The sequence below is a fragment of the Serratia silvae genome, assembly GCF_023282985.1.
Taxonomy (GTDB): domain Bacteria; phylum Pseudomonadota; class Gammaproteobacteria; order Enterobacterales; family Enterobacteriaceae; genus Chania; species Chania silvae.
On record NZ_JAGQDC010000002.1, the window covers coordinates 173,264 to 191,863 of the forward strand.

The following is an 18,600-nucleotide window of genomic DNA, read 5'->3' on the forward strand; positions in this document are numbered from 1 at the left end:
ACGTATGAGCTGTGCCCGTTTAACCTTAGTCTTTATCCAATTGCGTCATACTGACGGAAGAGAGATAGTTAAGCAGTGCGATATCGTTATCAACACCCAGTTTCATCATGGCCGATTTCTTCTGGCTACTGATAGTTTTGATGCTGCGGTTCAGTTTTTTGGCGATCTCGGTCACCAGGAAACCTTCGGCGAACAGACGCAGCACTTCACTTTCTTTCGGGGAGAGGCGCTTGTCACCGTAACCGCTGGCACTGATTTTCTCCAACAGCTTCGAGACGCTCTCTGGCGTGAATTTCTTGCCTTTCTGCAATGCGGCCAGCGCTTTTGGTAAATCAGTAGGCGCACCCTGTTTTAGTACGATGCCTTCGATGTCCAGATCCAACACTGCGCTGAGAATGGCCGGATTGTTGTTCATGGTCAGAACGATGATCGACAATTGCGGATAGTGGCGTTTGATATATTTTATCAGCGTAATACCGTCGCCATATTTGTCACCCGGCATCGAAAGATCGGTGATCAGTACGTTGGCGTCCAGCTTGGACAGATTGTTGATCAGTGCTGTCGAGTCCTCGAACTCACCAACGACATTCACCCACTCAATTTGCTCAAGTGACTTCCGGATGCCAAACAGTACGATAGGATGGTCATCGGCAATAATTACGTTCAGGTTATTCATGTTGTTGGCTACCTTGCTGCAACAGTCTACTGACGAAAAAATCAATCTGACTGATGTTATTCTCGATCTTGAGCGCATCACCGTCCGCGATGTGCTGTTCTAACGATTCACACAGAAGCTTTCCGGGAAGCAGATTTAACATAGCAAACACGCCCTTCAGGCGGTGTGCGGTTTGAGACAGCGCTGCAAAATCACTGCTGCCCGCCTCAGTATACAGTTTTTTGATATCGTCGGGTACTGTATCAATAAACAAACCATAGTAATCACTTGATCTCAATTGTTTTTCATATACTTGAACGCTATCTGTCAGTGATTCTACAGGATTTTCTTGCTGCTCTTGCGCCGCCATCTGGTGTTCTATCAAGCTCAGAATAGCGTCGATCATGGCGTTGTGCAGGTTATAGTTGACGCGAATATAGCCTTTATCAAGCTGTTGCCAGCCAGCTTCATCGCTGGCTAGCAGCAACGTATAGTCGTTGGCCTGCTGCGGATTATCGGTCAGCAGCACATCGTAATCGCGGCTGTTTTTGTGCTCCTCGGCTACGATGCAGTTGGCTCCGTAGCTCGTCAGTAGCTGAGTCACGATGCGGCGGATCTCGTCGGAGGTGATATCCAGCAGCGCTGTTACCCCATCGAGTAATTTCTCCGTCGTCTGTTCCTCTGTTTTCTCCTGCTCCATAGTGACACGAATGGTATAGCGGGTACCGATATCGATTTTGCTGCGGATATCCAATTGGCCATTGAGTTTTTTGCACAGCTGATTACACAGGAAAAACGTCAGCCCAGAACCGTGGTCGAAGCGGTCGACCAGCGTTTGACTCAGGAACGGGTAGGTCAGGTTGCTGATTTCCTCATTGGAAATGCCAGCGCCAGTGTCATTGATATGAAATACCAGGTGTTCAGGGCGATCGGCTTCCTGTTCAACCATCAGGGTGATCTTGCCATAGGCGGTGGTGATGATGGCATAGCGCAGCAGCAATGAAAGGATTTTGCGCAGTGCGCCTGCATCGCCAATATATTGTTGGTTGACGTCCAGATTAACGTGACTGAACAGCGCAAGCCCTTTCTGGTTGATGGCTGGCAGAACGTCCAGCAGAAGTTCATCCAGCAGTGCAGAGGGGGTGAACGGTTGACGTACTGGCAGCCAATCCTGTGTCTCCAGCCTGGTGAGCAGGGTGATATTGTCGATCAGATCCAATACCGATGCAGAAGCCAGGTTGAGTTGTTTGAGCAATGCCTGCTGCTTGGCATCTGACAGTTGGTAGAGGCTCTCGGCCAGCTCATGCATTTGCCGCACTGGCTGATTAAGCTCGATCCCCAGGTTGTGCAGCATCAACTTACGGGCCTGAACGTTTTTATCGTATTCGCGGCGAGCCTGTTGCAGCCGTTTGTTCACCATCACTTCTTTATCCTGATCGTTGAGCAGGAACAGATAGGTTTCAGCCGTTCGTTGGCTGCGGAAGATGCGGATCTCATAGACTTCGTTGTTGACCGTGGCCTGGATCACACCATGATGCTGCTCTGCCATATGGGCAATTTTGGACAGGCTGAGGTGCGGCATCAGGTGCTCGGCGATCTTGTTGCTGGTAATTACGCTGTTATCGGCAAAGTCATAAACCAACAGCCCGCAAGGCAGGCTGGCGACAATTTCCTGGTTGAGCGAACGTTGGAGCTCTAGCTCGGCGGCTATGTTTTCGCTGGGGCGGATATATTGCTGGCGGAGGAAATAAATGCCCACCATCGATAGCGTCAGCAACAGCAGATTGACCGCCAGTAACCAGATGTTATTGCGCAGCAGGTCAATCGCCAGATTGAAAGCTGAAACGCGGTAAATCAACTGCAACGGCGAGTTGGGCAAGGAAACACTGAATTCAACCCAACTACCTTTCAAGGCGGCTTGGGCGTTGATTGCCGTTTCGCTTGGCACTACGTTGTCGTCGATTTCTTCATCATCGGGCTGCAACAGGAAGTTGCCGCGGGCCATATTCAGCGGAATGATATCGTTAATCGGCAGATCGAAGGCGATCACCGTGGCCAAATGCCCCGGCTGGTTAAAGGTGGTGCGGATAGAAAACGAATAGGTGTTCTGGAAACGCTGTTTGCGCAGGCCGGAAAAACTCTCGCGTTCGTCCAGCATATTGGCCTGCTGTAGCATTTCGGTGCGACGGTCTGCCACCGAAGTGGTCAGGTAGTTTTCTTTCAACCGCGAGGTCAGCTCTTTCAGCGATTGGGTCGTCACCAGGCTTAGGCTGTTATCTTGCCCGTTGAGAAAATACATCGCATAGTTTTCGGTCTCGGTTCCCCAGCGGTTATCCAGGAAGTCCGAAATATTGGCAATGGTAGCCAGCGTGGCGTTGTCGTGGTTGCCAAAAATGACCGCATCGGTTTTGCTGCGCGGCTTCTCAACGTAAAAAACATCCGGGCGCAGACGGGTTTCCTGCAGATGGCTTTCAATAGGAAGAGCCGCAGTATTTCCGAATTTGTCGTAGATTTGGTAGGTCAGGGAGCGGTAGCTGTCGATACGCTTTTGCAGCACACTGGCGATGGTGCTGACGGCATGTTTTTTCTCCGTCAGATAGGCGTTGGTGTAGTTGTAACTGTACAACCCAATGGCCACGGCCAGCAGGACGATAAACAGCCAGAAGCTGCGGGTGATGTAGCGGGAGTTAATGGTCAATTGTCTATCTTGCAACATGGCTACGCATTCCTGAAATTAGCGAGTGACCGCTTTGGCGCTGGCAGTGACGATCAGCAGTAATGCAGCGACACAGGCCAGGGCAAACGTCAGGCTGGAGATCTGGGCGATTAGCCCGATCACTGCCGGGCCAGCCAGAATACCGGCATAGCCCACCGTTGTGACCGAAGCGATGGCCAGGTTGGCTGGCATGACGCGTTGGTTCCCGGCAGCACTAAACAGAATAGGGACCACATTGGATGCCCCAACGCCGACCAGCATAAAACCAATCAAAGAGGCTATGGCGCTGTCTATGGCAATGGCTAGCGCCAGGCCGATGGCCGCACACAGGCTACCCAGCAACAGCACCTGATATCTGCCCAAGGCATTCACCACTCGATCGCCATTTAGCCTGCCGATCGTCATGGCAATGGAGAATAAAGCGTAACCCAACCCAGCCTGGTTATGATCCATCCCGCGCAGGGTGGTCAGGAACAGCGCACTCCAGTCGAGCATTGAGCCTTCCGCCAGGAACATGATAAAGCACAGCAGGCCAATGAACATCACCCAGCCACGTGGCAGAACGAACATCGGGCCTTCTTTGTCTCCGCCGCTTTCACGCAGCAGGTTTTTACTGGCAATCAACAACAGTGCCAGAATGGCGGCGACGGCGATCAGAGTGGCTTGCAGCGGGCCTAGTCCCAGCCATAATAGAGCGCTGACCCCACCAGCACCGGCGATCCCCCCAACGCTGAAGAAACCGTGAAAGCCAGACATCATGGCACGATTGCTGGCGCGTTCTACCACCACGGCCTGAATGTTCATGGCAACGTCAATCATACCTATCGCCGCACCGAACAGCAGTAACGCTAATGCCATTCCCAGAGTGGAATCCATCAGCACCAGCAGCGGCAAATCGATGCACAGGGCGACCCCCGCCAACAAGATCACGCGACGACAGCCAAATTTGCCGGTCAATAGACCAGTCAACGGCATTGCCATGATCGATCCAACCCCGATGCATAGGAGCAACAGGCCTAATGAACCGTCATCTATATTGATACGTGTTTTGGCAAAAGGCACCAGCGGCGCCCAGGTGGCCATCGCAAGTCCAGCGATAAAAAAGGCCAGACGGGTGGCATTCTGCTCGGGCACACCGGGCTTACTTTGTTCGTTGCAAGTGACTGTCATGTCGGTATCGGGATCGGCTCTGGGTAGTGGCTTAAATGAACCCCTGTTTTTATCACAATCTGTGATCAGGGTCGAAAGGATTCGCGTCAACGGTGTGGCCTATCAGGGGGAGAATCTGTTTTAGGCCACTCGCTGATGAAGGGGAAATAGTTTCTCAAGGTAATAAATTTATTAGCGTGGGAATTGATGGGGGATTCATTATTATTTTGTATGTGGTTGCGGGTTATTTAAACGATGAGTGGCGGTAAATTATTCATTGGTTAATTTGCTGGCGGTTTTTTCACTGTTAATTTAGCTATTAGTGCGGTAGTTAAGAGTGTTTATGATATCTCTCTGTAATTAAACTTATGCATAAAATGCTTTATTGGAACGATTAATGCGCCGGTTTTGGGGATAAAAAAACCGGCCAGAGGCCGGTTGTAACTACAAAAATTATCATACGGATAATGAAGGTAATAATGAAAATAATGATGATAGCGGGGTGATTATAACGCCAGGTGGGAGAAGGTTTTTGGCACAATGTGCTTATTAATGGATACTTTTGTACTGTTATCTTTATTTTTATAAATATTTGTATATCTGTTTGTTTTATAAGGTTTAATTTATTTTTTTATCTTTCGGTGCTTTATTGCTTTTGTCGGTAATGTTTTGTTAAAGTTCGCTGGAATTTACATTTAGAAACCTTTAAATATGGGTGTGAAACACTATCGGATACTTGGTATCATTTCCTTTCTGGATTAATATAGCCCTTGTTACCAGAATGGTAATGCACAGTCGCGCTAATAATGCTCATGAAGAGCAGTGGCCGTAGCTCGACATAATTAAGAGGATAATAACGATGAAACTTCGAGTACTCTCTCTGGTCGTCCCAGCTCTGTTGATGGCAGGCACAGCAGGTGCAGCAGAAATCTACAACAAAGACGGCAATAAACTGGATTTGTTCGGTAAAATCGATGGTCTTCACTATTTTTCCGACAACGATAAAACCGACGGCGATAAGTCTTACATGCGTTTTGGCCTGCGTGGCGAAACTCAGATCAACGATCAGCTGACCGGTTATGGTGAGTGGGAATATCAGGTTCAGTTGAACAAAACTGAAGACGAAAATGACTCATTCACCCGTGTGGGCTTCGCTGGTCTGAAATTCGGCGATTACGGCTCATTGGATTACGGCCGTAACTACGGTGTGATGTATGACATCGGCGCATGGACCGACGTGTTGCCTGAGTTTGGTGGCGATACCTATGGCGCGGACAACTTCCTGTTCCAACGTACCAGCGGTGTTGTGACTTATCGTAACAACAACTTCTTCGGTCTGGTTGATGGCCTGAACTTTGCCCTGCAGTATCAGGGTAAAAACGGCAACGGTGAAGAAAGCAACAATGGCCGTGATGTCCTGAACCAGAACGGTGACGGTTACGGCATGTCTACTTCCTACGATCTGGGTTATGGCATCAGTGCCGCTGCGGCCTATTTCAGCTCTGACCGTACCAACGATCAGAACGGCGGTCCTAACGGCACCTCTCCCATCCTGGGTCGTGGTGACAAAGCCGAAGCCTATAGCGGTGGTCTGAAATACGACGCCAACAACGTCTACCTGGCAGCGATGTACACCCAGTCTTACAACGCGACCCGCTTCGGCAGCAACAATAGCTCTGTGTATGGTTACGCGAACAAGGCACAGAACATCGAAGTGGTTGCGCAGTACCAGTTCGACTTCGGCCTGCGTCCTTCCGTGGCTTACCTGCAGTCTAAAGGCAAGGACATCGGCGGCGGTTACGGCGATCAAGATCTGATGAAATATGTTGATGTGGGTGCGACCTACTACTTCAACAAAAACATGTCCACCTACGTTGACTACAAAATCAACCTGCTGGACGACAACACATTTACCGACAAAGCCGGTATCAATACCGACGACGTGGTTGCTGTAGGCCTGGTTTACCAGTTCTAAGCAATTTTGTGAATGTGATCACGCGGCCTTCGGGCCGCGTTTTTTTTGTCCGTTAGTCAGCCGCACAGATTGATCTTCGCGCGGCACTGATTGCTATTCTGCTGAGTCTGTACACGCCTACCCTGTTTATAAATTGATAATTCAGGAGGTTGGTATGGAACTTAAGATTGAGCGTGTGATTGAGACGGTGCTGTATGTTAACGATATCGAACGTGCCGCTGCCTTCTATCAGCAGGTGTTGCAACTGCCAGCTATGGTAGCGAATGAACGCTTCCGGGCCTATAACATCTCCGATCAAAGCGTGTTGCTGCTGTTTGTCGCCGGGGATTCGCTGAACGGCGCTCATTATCCGGGAGGTTATATTCCCCCTCATGACGGCAGTGGCCCACAGCATCTTGGTTTGGCCGTGAGCAAGGCCCAGTTACCCCTGTGGGAGCAGCAGTTGGCCGAACACGGCGTTGAGATAGAAGGGCGTATGCGTTGGGAACAGGGCGCGGAGAGCATTTATTTCCGCGATCCAGATGGCCACCTGTTGGAACTGGTTACGCCGGGCATCTGGGCTAATTATTAGTTGCCCATTGGTCGTCGTTGAGTGGTGGTTTAGCACTAGAAGACAAAGCATTATTGGTAGAAAAGCCTTTTCGCTTCTACACTTAGATAACAATAAGCATGCTAAGAGGATAAACTATGACCAATAAATTGATTTTAGCCGTATGCACTGCGGCGGTATTTACCGTACTTACTGGATGTACCACTTACGACAGGGCCGCGAGCTATGTGAACGAGCCTGTGGTAAGCGATGTAAAAGTCGGGATGACTAAACAGCAAGTGCGCGCAATTGCCGGGCCACCATCGACTTCTGCCACCTTGGTTTATGCGCAGGGGACCTGTGATACCTATGCCGTTGCACCACGGGACGGCAAAGTGCAGACCTATTTTGTCAGCTACAACGACACGGGCCACGTGATGAACAAGGGCTATCAGAGCTGTTCTGAGTACGATACCCAACCGAAATAACCGCCTATTTATTGACTGAAAAGAGCCTCGCTGATGCGGGGCTCTGGTTTTTTTAAGCGCAATTGGCCTGAAATTTAAGCGAACGAGCGTTTTGACGCATTTTTTTACGCGAAAACGATAGACATTTCATAACGGTACCGTTAATATCTGCGCCCATTGGAAGGATGGCCGAGTGGTTTAAGGCAACGGTCTTGAAAACCGTCGAGTGTAACAGCTCCCAGAGTTCGAATCTCTGTCCTTCCGCCAAATACAGACCCCAAGCTCGTAAGAGCTTGGGGTTTTTGTTATGCCTGTCCTATAAGTGCTAACTCATATGGCGATGTAGTACCTTGAATAAAAAGGGGTGGAAGCCATTTTTCAGTGTCAGTCATTTACGCCGTGGATTAATCACCGCTCAATCATAGATATCGTTGATTCTATCGTGCCGTGCCCTGCTTGTGTGGCTACGAAGTAAAATGCAAAGTCCTGAAAATGAATCTGTAAGCGGGATCGCAATAAGGAAAACTTTTCACTCTAGCAAGTGACAGTGCTGGGTGATTTGTTAAAATAGCAACTACTTAATCAAGATAAGATCATTATTATCATGCAGTTAAATCTGGTTTTTCGTCTTGTCCCTGTGTTGTTTTTGCTGGTAACGGCGGGTTGTCAGCAACCACGTTCTTCTCTGCAAAAGAATCCAGTCGCCCTTAATGAACAGATAGAACAGCTGGCTTCGATAGTTGCCAGTACCAAGTATTTGAAATATAAGTGTAATCGTAGTGATTTACCCAGTGATGCGGTCATTGACAAGGTTGCCTACAAAGTCGCCAAGCAACGGGGTTGGAATAGCACTGGCTACGGGGCTTTGCCGCAGCGTAGTGAGGAAATTTATCAAGGTCTGATGAGAGACAATACGCCGGAGAAAACCAAGTGCAGCAGCTTTAACAGCTTGTTGGCACCTTTTACCGACGAACTGCGTGCAGAAAGAAGCAGTTAGTGACACCAACTTGACGCCCTGTGCCAAGTGTCCGGGCTAGCGGTAAGAGTTATTCTGATCCTTCGGCGGCGCTTTCTCTATCCACCTTGCCGCCCGGCCAATCCGCTAATGCGTCAAGTGTGAACACATCGCCATTGAAGTTAAAGATAGTCACGTCCTGTTGTATTTGCTCAATCGTAAGGTTGGGGGCCGGGCTGTCTCCTTCCTGATAACGCTGACCGTTCAGTGTGATGCTGCGCTTCTCATCTTCTGATGCGTAAACGTGTGCACTGTATCTTAAAGGGGTTAACTCATCACTGGCTAAGGAGGGGGGGATTTTTTTATCTGATCCCACTTGTTGCGCCGGTTTATTTTCATCGTGCGCAGTCTCTATCTCAGCGTCGGCAACCGTATGCCTGGACATCTCCGTTTTTACCGCGGCAGAGGGAACAACTTGAGTCAACGCGGGGGCAGCGAAAGCTTCGTTGTTACGCCAGTGCTGTCCGGAAAACCAACCTATCGCTATTAACAACAATGCATACACTGGCAGCAGATAGCGGGGAATAAACAGCCCCTTGGCGGGCTGAACGCCGACTTTTGGCTCTACTCTCGATTTATTGTTCACATCCCTGAACCTTTAATTAACGCTGATTTCTACAGCCAGAGGTTGTTTTATTGGCGTGTCGCCAATACTAGGGCAACGCCAAAGTATGAAGGGTATATCCTGACAGAAAACCTGGGTCAATAGCATTGTACTTATATTCGGGATTGATGTGATTCAGTTGGTTTAACATCTCGTTTCAGGCCACCTGATGGTGACCCGAAACGGACCGTTTTATTTACTGTTTACAGGCAAACCTGCACCTTGAGCAGCGACTTGTTGTTTGACCAACAAGGCCACCGACCAGGCTGGGACTGTAACGCTGCCCTCTGCGGTAATATTGATGCCGGAGGCGAGTGATCGGTCTCCTAGGTTTTGTTGGATCGCGTTCAGGGTGAGGTTTTCACCGGTAAAGTCATTAAGCGTTCTGGCTTCCGGCGCTGCGTTGATGATAACGACTAACGCATCGGCTTGTGGATCAAGATCGTTGCCCGCCTGAACCCCATCATCAATGGTCATCACCAGTAAGCCCAGTTGCTGTTCTGCGCCCGTGTTACGGAAATCGACACGCTTCATCACTTCATGGCCACTACCCAAGGCAATCAGAGGCGAGGATTGGCGCAATTGGGTGAGTTCCTGATAGAACGAGGTCATCTGCGCGATCTCTGTTTGCCCCGGTGTGGCAACAGCATCTTTTACGCTGGCGATCAGCGAGTAGTTATCACCGTCATCGCTGATGCGTGGCATACCAACGTTGAAGTTGTTGTCTTGATAGCTGTAATCCACACGGTTAAACCAGTCCCCGGCATCAAATGAGTCACGGGTAAATGACTTGGAACGCAAGAGTTCTGAGCCTTGTTGATCGAATGCCAGCCCTTGCCCCAACAACGTAGTGGCCAGTGACACCGCCTGCATGCGTACGCGAGTGGTGAGATCGGCTTCACGTGCGGCTTTGTAACTGATCATATCCCATAAGGTTTGGTTGTCGTGTTTGGAAACATAGTTGACCACTTCGGTCGGATCGTTGGCATAGCCCCCAATCGCCCCGTTATAGTCAATTTCGTTGCCTTTCTTGACGGAGCCGTCTTTATCGATCAACAGGAATTCAGCCAGGTTGCCGGCCATGCCCAAACGTGTCAGATCGGCCAGATGGCGCACGGTGTCCTCATTTTGCTGGGTTAATTCGTTAGCCAATACCCCAGCGCCGTTACCCACCCCCTGGTTTTGACGCAAGGCATCACCAGAGTCAAACGGGCCGCCTCCGCGAACAGCATCACGCAGCCGATCGGAGAATGTGCCAATGCCGGTGCCTTTTAACGTGATCTGCGAAGCGATTTCGAAGCGATCTTCCTGACCAGAATTCCAACCTTCACCAAAGAAATAAACGCTGGGGTTCACCGATTTTACTTTCTCCCGGGCCGCCAGGATTTGTGCTTTCGGATGATAGCCCATCAGGTCAAAGCGGAATCCGTCAATCTTGTAGTCTCGGCTCCAGACCACCAGAGAATCTTCAATCAGTTTGGCAAACATCCGGTGTTCGGGGGCCGAGTCGGAACAGCAGGTGGCCGACTCTACACTGCCCGTAGTTTCATTCAAACGTTGATAATACCAGGGCACGATTTTATCCAGCACCGAGGTACGCTCCGTTGGGCCAGCCGCATTGGTGTGGTTATAAACCACGTCCATGATGATGTTCATGCCCAGTTGCTGCTTGATGGTCTGCACCATGGTACGAAACTCTTTGATGCGGGCAGTGCCTTCGGGATTGGTAGAGTAAGAACCTTCAGGCACCGTGTAGTGGAACGGGTCATAACCCCAGTTGTAGGAGTCAGTCTGGGCCACATAGCCATTCAGTTCCTGCACCTGCGGGTTGTCCTGGCTGTCATTCTGTTTCAGTTCGTCAAGTACATCACCGATGGAGGTTGAACTCCCACAGTCGCTGGCAAAACGGCTTTGCTTAACGGCGCTGTTCAGTTCACAAAGCCGACTGAATGGATGGGTGAGATCCGCCACTTTGTCGTTGAACTCATTAACGGTGGCCAGATCGAACACCGGTAGCAATTCAATGTGGGTTACGCCAGCTTGTCCAAGCTGCCTGAGATGCTGCACCATATTGCTGTCACTGGCAGTCAACGCCAGATATTTACCCCGTACCTGTTCAGGAACGGTCTGATCCCAGACGGAAAGATCACGGATATGCGACTCATGGATGACCATCTTGGCAATATCAGCCTGGCTGGTCTGTGGGTGTGGCATTGTCAGGCTGTCCCAGCCTTCAGGTTTCAACGCGCTGTCATTGAGATCCACGACCTGGCTGTATTCGGAGTTCGTGGAGAGGCTATGGGAGTAAGGGTCGGTGACTTCATACTGTTCCACTTTGCGCGATTGCGGATGATAAACGGTCAGGGCGTAACGATAAAAAGCGTCTTTAAGGTCGTGGCTGCCTTGATATGACCAGGCACCGGAATCGTTATCTCTGGTCATCGGATGGCTACCAATGACTTTTTTATCCGCACTGTAGATCACCAGTTCTGCCTGCTGAGCCGTTGGTGCCCAGACGCGGAAAGTGACGCCAGAATCGGTCAGCAGAGCACCATATTCCAGGTTTTCCGCTGCGGCTGAGAAGCGATCATCGAGAACGCCAGCGGTTTGTACCTGAGTCGCTGAAATAAGAATGCCGTCCTCATTGGTGGCCAGGGCGATGGTTTCGCCGCTAAGCAGTTCGTCTACTTTTGTATTATCCGGCAACTTGAAGGCGGTATAACCCGAAAGGTGAGGGAAACGCGAACCCAGTTCCTGGCTGATGCTGGTCGGTGTCAGAGAAATATAGCGATCGGTAAATTTCCCTTCTCTGTTGGCGGCCACTTTGCCACTGTGGCTATAGTACAGACGCACGATAGGTTTCCCTTCCCCGGCAGGCCACAGCAGGGTGTGTTTATCTACCCAATGGGCTTCAGCCAGAGCCACCCCGAAGGCCGCGCGGAAAGCTTCGGCACGGGTATCATAAAGCGTGCTGCTACCTGCAAGGGTAGAAACGGTCCTGTCCGGAAAATCACTGAACGATAAACGCATATCCGTATCAATCAGCTTATTGGTGCCATCACGCAGAATGAAGTTGATGCATCCAGTGGTTTTGGTCAGTGGTAGCACCCAATACGGGCCATAACGGTCGCTGCCTGTCGGTGTTGTGCTGGTGTCATTCCAGTCCCCAGAGGGGTTATCCAGGGCGTCACAGGTGTCGTTATTCCACAAAAACAGGTTCTTGGTACTGTAATCAGCGGCGGAGCCGCTGGTGACACCAGCAATATCGACCAGATGAATTACCGCCTGGTTTTCACCTGCCATGACGGCTTCGCCAGGTATGGCTATGTCAGGCAGGCGTGCAATCGGCTCTTGGTTGTTGGTGTCAGGGCTAACGTCTGAAGAGTTATTATTATCACAGCCGCTCAATACGACAAGCGAGCCGAAAAGTAGGGCATTACAGGTATTTTTCAGCATTCTAAATTCCCTATCAGGCTTGCATTATAGAAAGTAAAAAATGGTATCAATGTGTAAATCGATGGTATTAGATATTGCATGATGAGGAGGAGCATCCTCCCGTATGAGGAGGAGAAGGGGCGTAGGTGGAAGGAGGAAGCGAAGTTTAGAGGAGGGGGGTAAAACCGGTTGAACCGCTTTTATGCTAGCGAGATTAAGAAATAAATAACTATAAAAACATAAGGATAAATTATTTCGATAAGTAAAAATAATGATTTCTTATTTAGGGGAGTATGTATAAAGTAAACGTTTCTGAGAGGATGTATTCAGAAACGTAAGGGCTGACAGAGGTACTGAGTTGTAAGGTTTCAGTCACAACCTAACATATTCTCATACAGCAATGCCCTCAACGATATGCCCACCGATTGACTGATATTGGTGAACTTCTAGCTGGCGTAAACAGAGAAGCAGGCAAAGGATGGCAAGATGCGATTTTCTGTAATGTTATCGGTGTGCCGAGAGGCTACTTTCAAGCTGTTAACGCCGCGTTGGGCCTTATGCGTGCTGTCGCTGTTGATTTGCAATCAACTCGCCTTGCTAACCTGGCACGGGCTTCTGCCCCCTGAAATGTCCCCCGTACGCTTATCCAAAGCAGACTTCATACCTGTAAAAACGGACGGTGGAGGTGAGTCTGAACGTTACCGCTTCACCCTCTTTGGTACTTCGGTACCCTCATCTTCCGCCACTGGGCATTCGGTCTCTGAGCAAACCCTGCGTAACGCACCGTCTTCTTCTCTCAAGCTAAACCTGACCGGCATTGTCGCCAGCCCCAGTTCAGAGCGTTCCATCGCCATTATTGCTAAAGATAGCAAACAGTTCAGCCTTGTCGTGGGGGAACGTGTGCCCGGTTATGACGCCCGAATTGTGTCAATTTTTGCCGATCGTATCGTTATCTCTTATCAGGGGAATTATGAATCGCTGTTGTTGTTCAGCGAGCAACCTGAAGCCGCTAAAAGTGAAAAAAAAATCTCAGCGTTGCAGCTCAAGGCACAGCTGCAAAAGCAGCCGCAAAGCGTTCTCAATTACCTGAATATCTCACCGGTGATGGAGGATGACAAACTCATCGGCTATCGACTCAATCCGGGCAAAGAAGGGGAGTTATTCCGCAAGGTCGGGCTGCATGAAAACGATCTTGCCATAGCGCTTAATGGCCTGGATCTGCGCGATGCTCAGCAGGCTCAACAGGCATTGAAACAGCTTTCAGAACTCAGTGAACTGAATCTTACCGTTGAGCGTGGCGGTCAGTTACAGGATATCTATTTTGCTCTTGGAGATGACTAATTGTTGAATGCAAAAATAATCAGGAGCTTACGCATCGTGCTACTGGCGGTGATGCTGCTTGGTACTCGGCAGGGCTGGAGTGCCGAGTTTTCTGCCAGCTTCAAGGGTACGGATATTCAGGAGTTTATTAATACGGTCAGCAAGAATCTGAATAAAACGGTGATTATCGATCCTGCCGTGCGCGGCACTATCACCGTACGCAGTTATGACATGCTCAATGAAGAACAGTATTACCAGTTCTTCCTCAGCGTGCTGGACGTTTATGGCTTTGCCGTGGTGGATATGCGTAACGGCGTGTTGAAAGTGGTGCGTTCCAAGGATGCGAAAACCGCTGCGGTGCCGGTAGCCAGCGATGCCCAGCCGGGAGAGGGCGATGAAGTGGTGACACGCGTCGTGCCGGTCAATAACGTGGCGGCTCGCGATCTTGCCCCGTTACTCCGTCAATTGAACGATAACGCCGGGGCTGGCAGTGTTGTGCATTATGAGCCTTCCAACGTGTTGCTGATGACCGGGCGTGCGGCGGTCATCAAACGTTTGATGGCGATTGTTGAACGGGTTGACAAGGTGGGGGACCGTAGTGTGGTAACGGTCCCGCTGGCCTATGCGTCTGCTGCTGAGGTCGTCAAACTGGTTACAGAATTAACCAAGGATGCCAGCAAATCAGCGATGCCAAGCCTGATGGTAGCCAATCTTGTTGCGGATGAACGAACCAACTCGGTCTTGGTCAGCGGAGAACCCAACTCCCGCCAGCGGATTATCGCCATGATCAAGCAACTGGATCGTGAGCAGGCCGTACAAGGCAATACCAAAGTGATTTACCTGAAGTATGCCAAAGCCACCGATCTGGTTGAGGTGTTGACTGGCGTCAGTACCAGTATTCAAAGTGAGCAACAGAATGCCAAGCCGGCGGAAGCACTGCGTAAAGACATCACCATCAAAGCCCATGAGCAAACCAATTCACTGATACTGACGGCGGCCCCGGATGTCATGCGAGATCTGGAAAAGGTGATAGCCCAGTTGGATATTCGCCGTGCACAGGTACTGGTAGAGGCGATTATCGCAGAGGTACAAGACGCCGATGGCTTGAACCTGGGGATCCAGTGGGCTAACAAGAATGCCGGAGTGACGCAGTTCACCAATACCGGTTTGCCTATCACCACGGCGATTGCCGGCGCCAATCAATACAATCAGGACGGGACGGTGAATAGTACCCTGGCCAGCGCTCTCAGCAGTTTTAACGGTATTGCTGCCGGTTTTTATCAGGGCAATTGGGCAATGCTGCTGACCGCGCTTTCCAGCAGTAGCAAGAATGACATTCTGGCGACGCCGAGCATTGTCACGCTTGACAACATGGAGGCGACGTTCAATGTCGGCCAGGAAGTTCCTGTCCTCTCCGGCTCGCAAACGACATCGGGCGATAATATCTTCAACACGGTGGAGCGTAAAACCGTCGGCATTAAGCTGAAGGTCAAACCGCAGATCAACGAAGGGGACTCCGTGCTGCTGGAGATCGAGCAGGAGGTTTCCAGTGTGGCTGATGCCGCTTCCAGCAGCAGTGCTAATCTGGGGGCGACCTTTAATACCCGCACGGTCAATAACGCGGTGCTGGTGGGCAGCGGCGAAACCGTGGTGGTGGGTGGATTGCTGGATAAAACCGTTCGCGACAGCACGGACAAGGTTCCGGTGCTGGGGGATATCCCGGTGCTGGGCTATCTGTTCCGCTCCAACAGCAAACAGGTTTCCAAGCGCAACCTGATGCTGTTCATCCGCCCGTCGATCATCCGGGATCGTGACCAGTATCGCCGTGCCTCCTCAGAAAAGTATCAGGCTTTTAATCAGGAACAAGACCAGCAGCGTGGCAAACAAGGGAGCGTAGCCACGCTGAACAACGAGGTATTGAAGTTGCCACCCGATCAAAATGGTGCCACTTTCCGCCAGGTTAATGCCGCCATCAGCGCATTCTATTCAACGGAGGGACGATGAACAGCCTCCCCGAGGGCCTGAGTGAATTACGCCCGCAGTTGCCATTTGCCTATGCGCGTGCGCAACGCATTTTGCTGTTGCGGGATCATGCTGGGTGCCGTGTGCTCCGTCTGGCGGAAACCACCGCCACAGCATTGCTTGAAGCGCGTAGGGTTGCCGGGTGTGGGCTGACTATCAGTACGGTGTCGGGTGAAGAGTTTGAGAAACAACTGGTGATCAGCTACCAGCGCGATTCGAAAGAGGCGCGACGCTTGATGACCGATATCGGCAATGAAATGGATTTTTATACCTTGGCAGAAGAGCTACCCGACAGCGACGATTTGCTGGATGCCGATGATGATGCCCCTATTATCCGCCTGATCAATGCGATGCTGACTGAAGCCATCAAGGATAAAGCATCGGATATCCACATTGAAACCTATGAACGCCATTTGCAGATCCGTTTCCGGGTTGATGGTGTATTGCGTGAAATTCTGCGCCCTCAGCGGCGGTTGGCCTCTTTATTGATATCACGTATCAAGGTCATGGCACGGCTGGATATTGCCGAAAAGCGGATCCCCCAAGATGGGCGCATGGCACTGCGAATCGGTGGTCGAGCCATTGATGTGCGGGTTTCGACCTTACCGTCTAATTATGGTGAACGAATTGTTCTGCGTTTACTGGATAAAAACAGCGTCAGTCTGGATCTCGCCGCGCTTGGTATGTCTTCGCATAATCAGCGGCAGATCGATGAACTGATCCAGCGGCCACATGGCATTATCCTCGTCACCGGTCCTACAGGTTCGGGTAAGAGCACCACCCTCTATGCAGCATTGAGCCGCCTCAATGCCAGCGAACGCAATATCATGACGGTCGAAGACCCGATCGAGTATGAACTCGAGGGTATCGGCCAGACGCAGGTAAACCCCAAGGTAGATATGACATTTGCTCGCGGTTTGCGAGCCATTCTGCGTCAGGATCCTGATGTGGTGCTGGTTGGGGAGATCCGCGACAGCGAAACCGCTCAAATTGCGGTTCAGGCATCACTGACGGGGCACCTGGTACTCTCCACGCTGCACACCAACAGCGCGCTGGGGGCCTTATCGCGGCTGCAGGATATGGGCATCGAGCCTTTTTTGCTTTCCACCTCATTACTGGCCGTGTTGGCACAGCGACTGGTTCGCACACTCTGCCCCGATTGTCGTCAAACTTACGCCGCCGATCCGGCCTTGGCCGATCAGATGGGGATTTTACCCGGCACCCCATTATGGCAGCCGAAAGGATGTTCGCAGTGTAATTTTACCGGTTACCGTGGGCGTACTGGTATTCATGAGCTGCTGCTGATTGATGACCGAGTGCGTACGGCGATCCACCAGGGAGAGAGTGAATTCACGATTGCTCGTCAATTACGTCACGAATATAAGACGCTGCGCCAGGGGGGATTGGAAAAAGTGTTGACGGGTGAGACCAGCTGGGAAGAGGTGATCCGCGTGACCGAAAGCCAGTCTCTGGAAGAGGAATGACATGGCTCTATTCCATTATCAGGCGTTAGACGAGCGCGGTAAAAAACGGCGGGGAGTACAGGAAGCGGATTCAGCCCGCCACGCCCGTCAACTTTTACGGGAACAAGGATTGGTCCCTGTAAGCCTGGACGAAGGGCAGGATGAGCGCCAGCAGGCCCAAAGCGGGCGTCGTTTTTCCTGGGGGCGGGGGATTAGCAGTGCCGATCTGGCGTTGTTGACTCGTCAGCTGGCGACCTTGGTCGCCGCTTCCTTACCCTTGGAGGAGGCGCTTGATGCCGTGGCAAAACAGAGTGAAAAACCCCGTCAGCGCAGCCTGATGGCCGCAGTGCGCACCAAAGTACTGGAGGGGCATTCCTTGGCGGAGGCCATGAGCGGTTATCCCACCAGTTTTGAGCGACTGTATTGTGCGATGGTGGCCGCAGGTGAAGCCTCTGGTCATCTGGATCTGGTTCTGAACCGGTTGGCGGATTACACCGAGCAGCGCCAGCAAATGCGAGCTCGTATCCTGCAGGCGATGATCTACCCCTGCGTGCTGACGGTGGTAGCCATCAGCGTGATCGCCATTTTACTTTCCGCTGTCGTGCCCAAGGTGGTGGAACAGTTTATTCACATGAAGCAGGCACTTCCGTTTTCAACGCGTTTGCTGATGGGGCTGAGTGACGGAGTTCGAGCCTTTGGCCCTTGGGTGCTGCTGTTGATGTTATTGGCGCCGATGCTGATGCGTCTGTTGCTGCGCCAAGAAGCGCGGCGCATTGCTTTTCATCGGCAGTTGCTGCGCCTCCCGGTGATCGGACGCATCGCACGAGGGCTCAATACTGCCCGTTACGCCAGAACGTTGAGCATTCTCAATGCCAGCGCAGTGCCATTGCTGCAAGCGATGCGCATCAGCGGAGAGGTATTAACCAATGAATATGCACGCCGCCAGTTGTCATTGGCAACGGAATCGGTGCGCGAGGGGGGGAGCCTGCATCGGGCTCTGGAAATCACTGCGCTGTTTCCCCCGATGATGCGGCACATGATCGCCAGCGGTGAACGTAGTGGGGAACTGGACAGCATGCTGGAACGTGCGGCAGACAATCAGGATCGGGAGTTTACTGCCCAAATGCAATTGGCATTGGGGCTTTTTGAACCCTTGTTGGTGGTGAGTATGGCGGGCGTGGTGCTGTTTATCGTTTTGGCGATCCTGCAGCCAATCCTGCAATTAAATACCTTGATGAGTATGTAAATTC

At 51.2% G+C, this 18,600-nt stretch carries 13 protein-coding genes and 1 tRNA gene; 9 read left to right on the forward strand and 5 right to left on the reverse strand.

The window, feature by feature from the left end:
- Positions 1-25: 25 nt before the first annotated feature.
- The 3 genes from rcsB to KAJ71_RS02855 are packed head-to-tail and all read right to left on the reverse strand — an operon-like array spanning position 26 to position 4,541.
- Positions 26-676, reverse strand: a complete 651-nt coding sequence (rcsB, locus tag KAJ71_RS02845; protein ID WP_021178490.1) for a response regulator transcription factor RcsB — start codon at positions 674-676, stop codon at positions 26-28.
- Complete coding sequence (rcsD, locus tag KAJ71_RS02850; protein ID WP_248944527.1) at positions 669-3,368, reverse strand: phosphotransferase RcsD; 2,700 nt, start codon at positions 3,366-3,368, stop codon at positions 669-671. Before rcsD ends, rcsB begins: the two co-directional genes overlap by 8 nt.
- Before the next feature lie 21 nt (positions 3,369-3,389).
- On the reverse strand, positions 3,390-4,541 hold the full coding sequence (locus KAJ71_RS02855; RefSeq protein WP_248944297.1) for an MFS transporter: 1,152 nt from the start codon (positions 4,539-4,541) through the stop codon (positions 3,390-3,392).
- A gap of 838 nt (positions 4,542-5,379) precedes the next feature.
- On the opposite strand from KAJ71_RS02855, the gene ompC reads away from it, so the two are divergent.
- From ompC to gspS, 5 genes are all read left to right on the forward strand, one after another.
- Positions 5,380-6,495 carry a porin OmpC gene (gene ompC, locus KAJ71_RS02860; RefSeq protein WP_248944298.1) on the forward strand — a complete coding sequence of 372 codons (1,116 nt, stop codon included), beginning with the start codon at positions 5,380-5,382 and terminating at the stop codon, positions 6,493-6,495.
- 154 nt (positions 6,496-6,649) lie between these two features.
- Positions 6,650-7,066 carry a VOC family protein gene (locus tag KAJ71_RS02865; RefSeq protein ID WP_248944299.1) on the forward strand — a complete coding sequence of 139 codons (417 nt, stop codon included), beginning with the start codon at positions 6,650-6,652 and terminating at the stop codon, positions 7,064-7,066.
- A 116-nt stretch (positions 7,067-7,182) separates the two neighbouring features.
- Complete coding sequence (gene osmE / locus KAJ71_RS02870) at positions 7,183-7,512, forward strand: osmotically-inducible lipoprotein OsmE (protein ID WP_248944300.1); 330 nt, start codon at positions 7,183-7,185, stop codon at positions 7,510-7,512.
- A 158-nt stretch (positions 7,513-7,670) separates the two neighbouring features.
- A tRNA-Ser gene (locus tag KAJ71_RS02875) sits at positions 7,671-7,758 on the forward strand.
- A gap of 337 nt (positions 7,759-8,095) precedes the next feature.
- A complete protein-coding gene (gene gspS / locus KAJ71_RS02880; protein WP_248944301.1) occupies positions 8,096-8,488 on the forward strand; it encodes a type II secretion system pilot lipoprotein GspS in 393 nt (130 codons plus the stop codon).
- 49 nt (positions 8,489-8,537) lie between these two features.
- Here the strand turns inward: gspS and gspB are convergent, their stop codons facing one another.
- Positions 8,538-9,092 carry a type II secretion system assembly factor GspB gene (gspB, locus tag KAJ71_RS02885; protein ID WP_248944302.1) on the reverse strand — a complete coding sequence of 185 codons (555 nt, stop codon included), beginning with the start codon at positions 9,090-9,092 and terminating at the stop codon, positions 8,538-8,540.
- 210 nt (positions 9,093-9,302) lie between these two features.
- Positions 9,303-12,566, reverse strand: coding sequence for a pullulanase-type alpha-1,6-glucosidase (pulA, locus tag KAJ71_RS02890; RefSeq protein WP_248944303.1), 3,264 nt, complete (start codon positions 12,564-12,566; stop codon positions 9,303-9,305).
- A gap of 465 nt (positions 12,567-13,031) precedes the next feature.
- Between pulA and gspC the strand changes: the two genes are divergently transcribed.
- From gspC to gspF, 4 genes are read left to right on the forward strand one after another with little or no spacing between them, the layout of a single operon-like run.
- Positions 13,032-13,886, forward strand: a complete 855-nt coding sequence (gene gspC, locus KAJ71_RS02895; RefSeq protein ID WP_248944304.1) for a type II secretion system protein GspC — start codon at positions 13,032-13,034, stop codon at positions 13,884-13,886.
- An 18-nt stretch (positions 13,887-13,904) separates the two neighbouring features.
- On the forward strand, positions 13,905-15,869 hold the full coding sequence (gene gspD, locus KAJ71_RS02900; RefSeq protein WP_248944528.1) for a type II secretion system secretin GspD: 1,965 nt from the start codon (positions 13,905-13,907) through the stop codon (positions 15,867-15,869).
- The gene (gene gspE, locus KAJ71_RS02905) at positions 15,866-17,371 is read left to right on the forward strand and encodes a type II secretion system ATPase GspE (protein WP_248944305.1); all 1,506 of its coding nucleotides are present in this window, start codon (positions 15,866-15,868) and stop codon (positions 17,369-17,371) included. Before gspD ends, gspE begins: the two co-directional genes overlap by 4 nt.
- A gap of 1 nt (position 17,372) precedes the next feature.
- Positions 17,373-18,596, forward strand: coding sequence for a type II secretion system inner membrane protein GspF (gene gspF, locus KAJ71_RS02910; RefSeq protein ID WP_248944306.1), 1,224 nt, complete (start codon positions 17,373-17,375; stop codon positions 18,594-18,596).
- Positions 18,597-18,600: the final 4 nt, after the last annotated feature.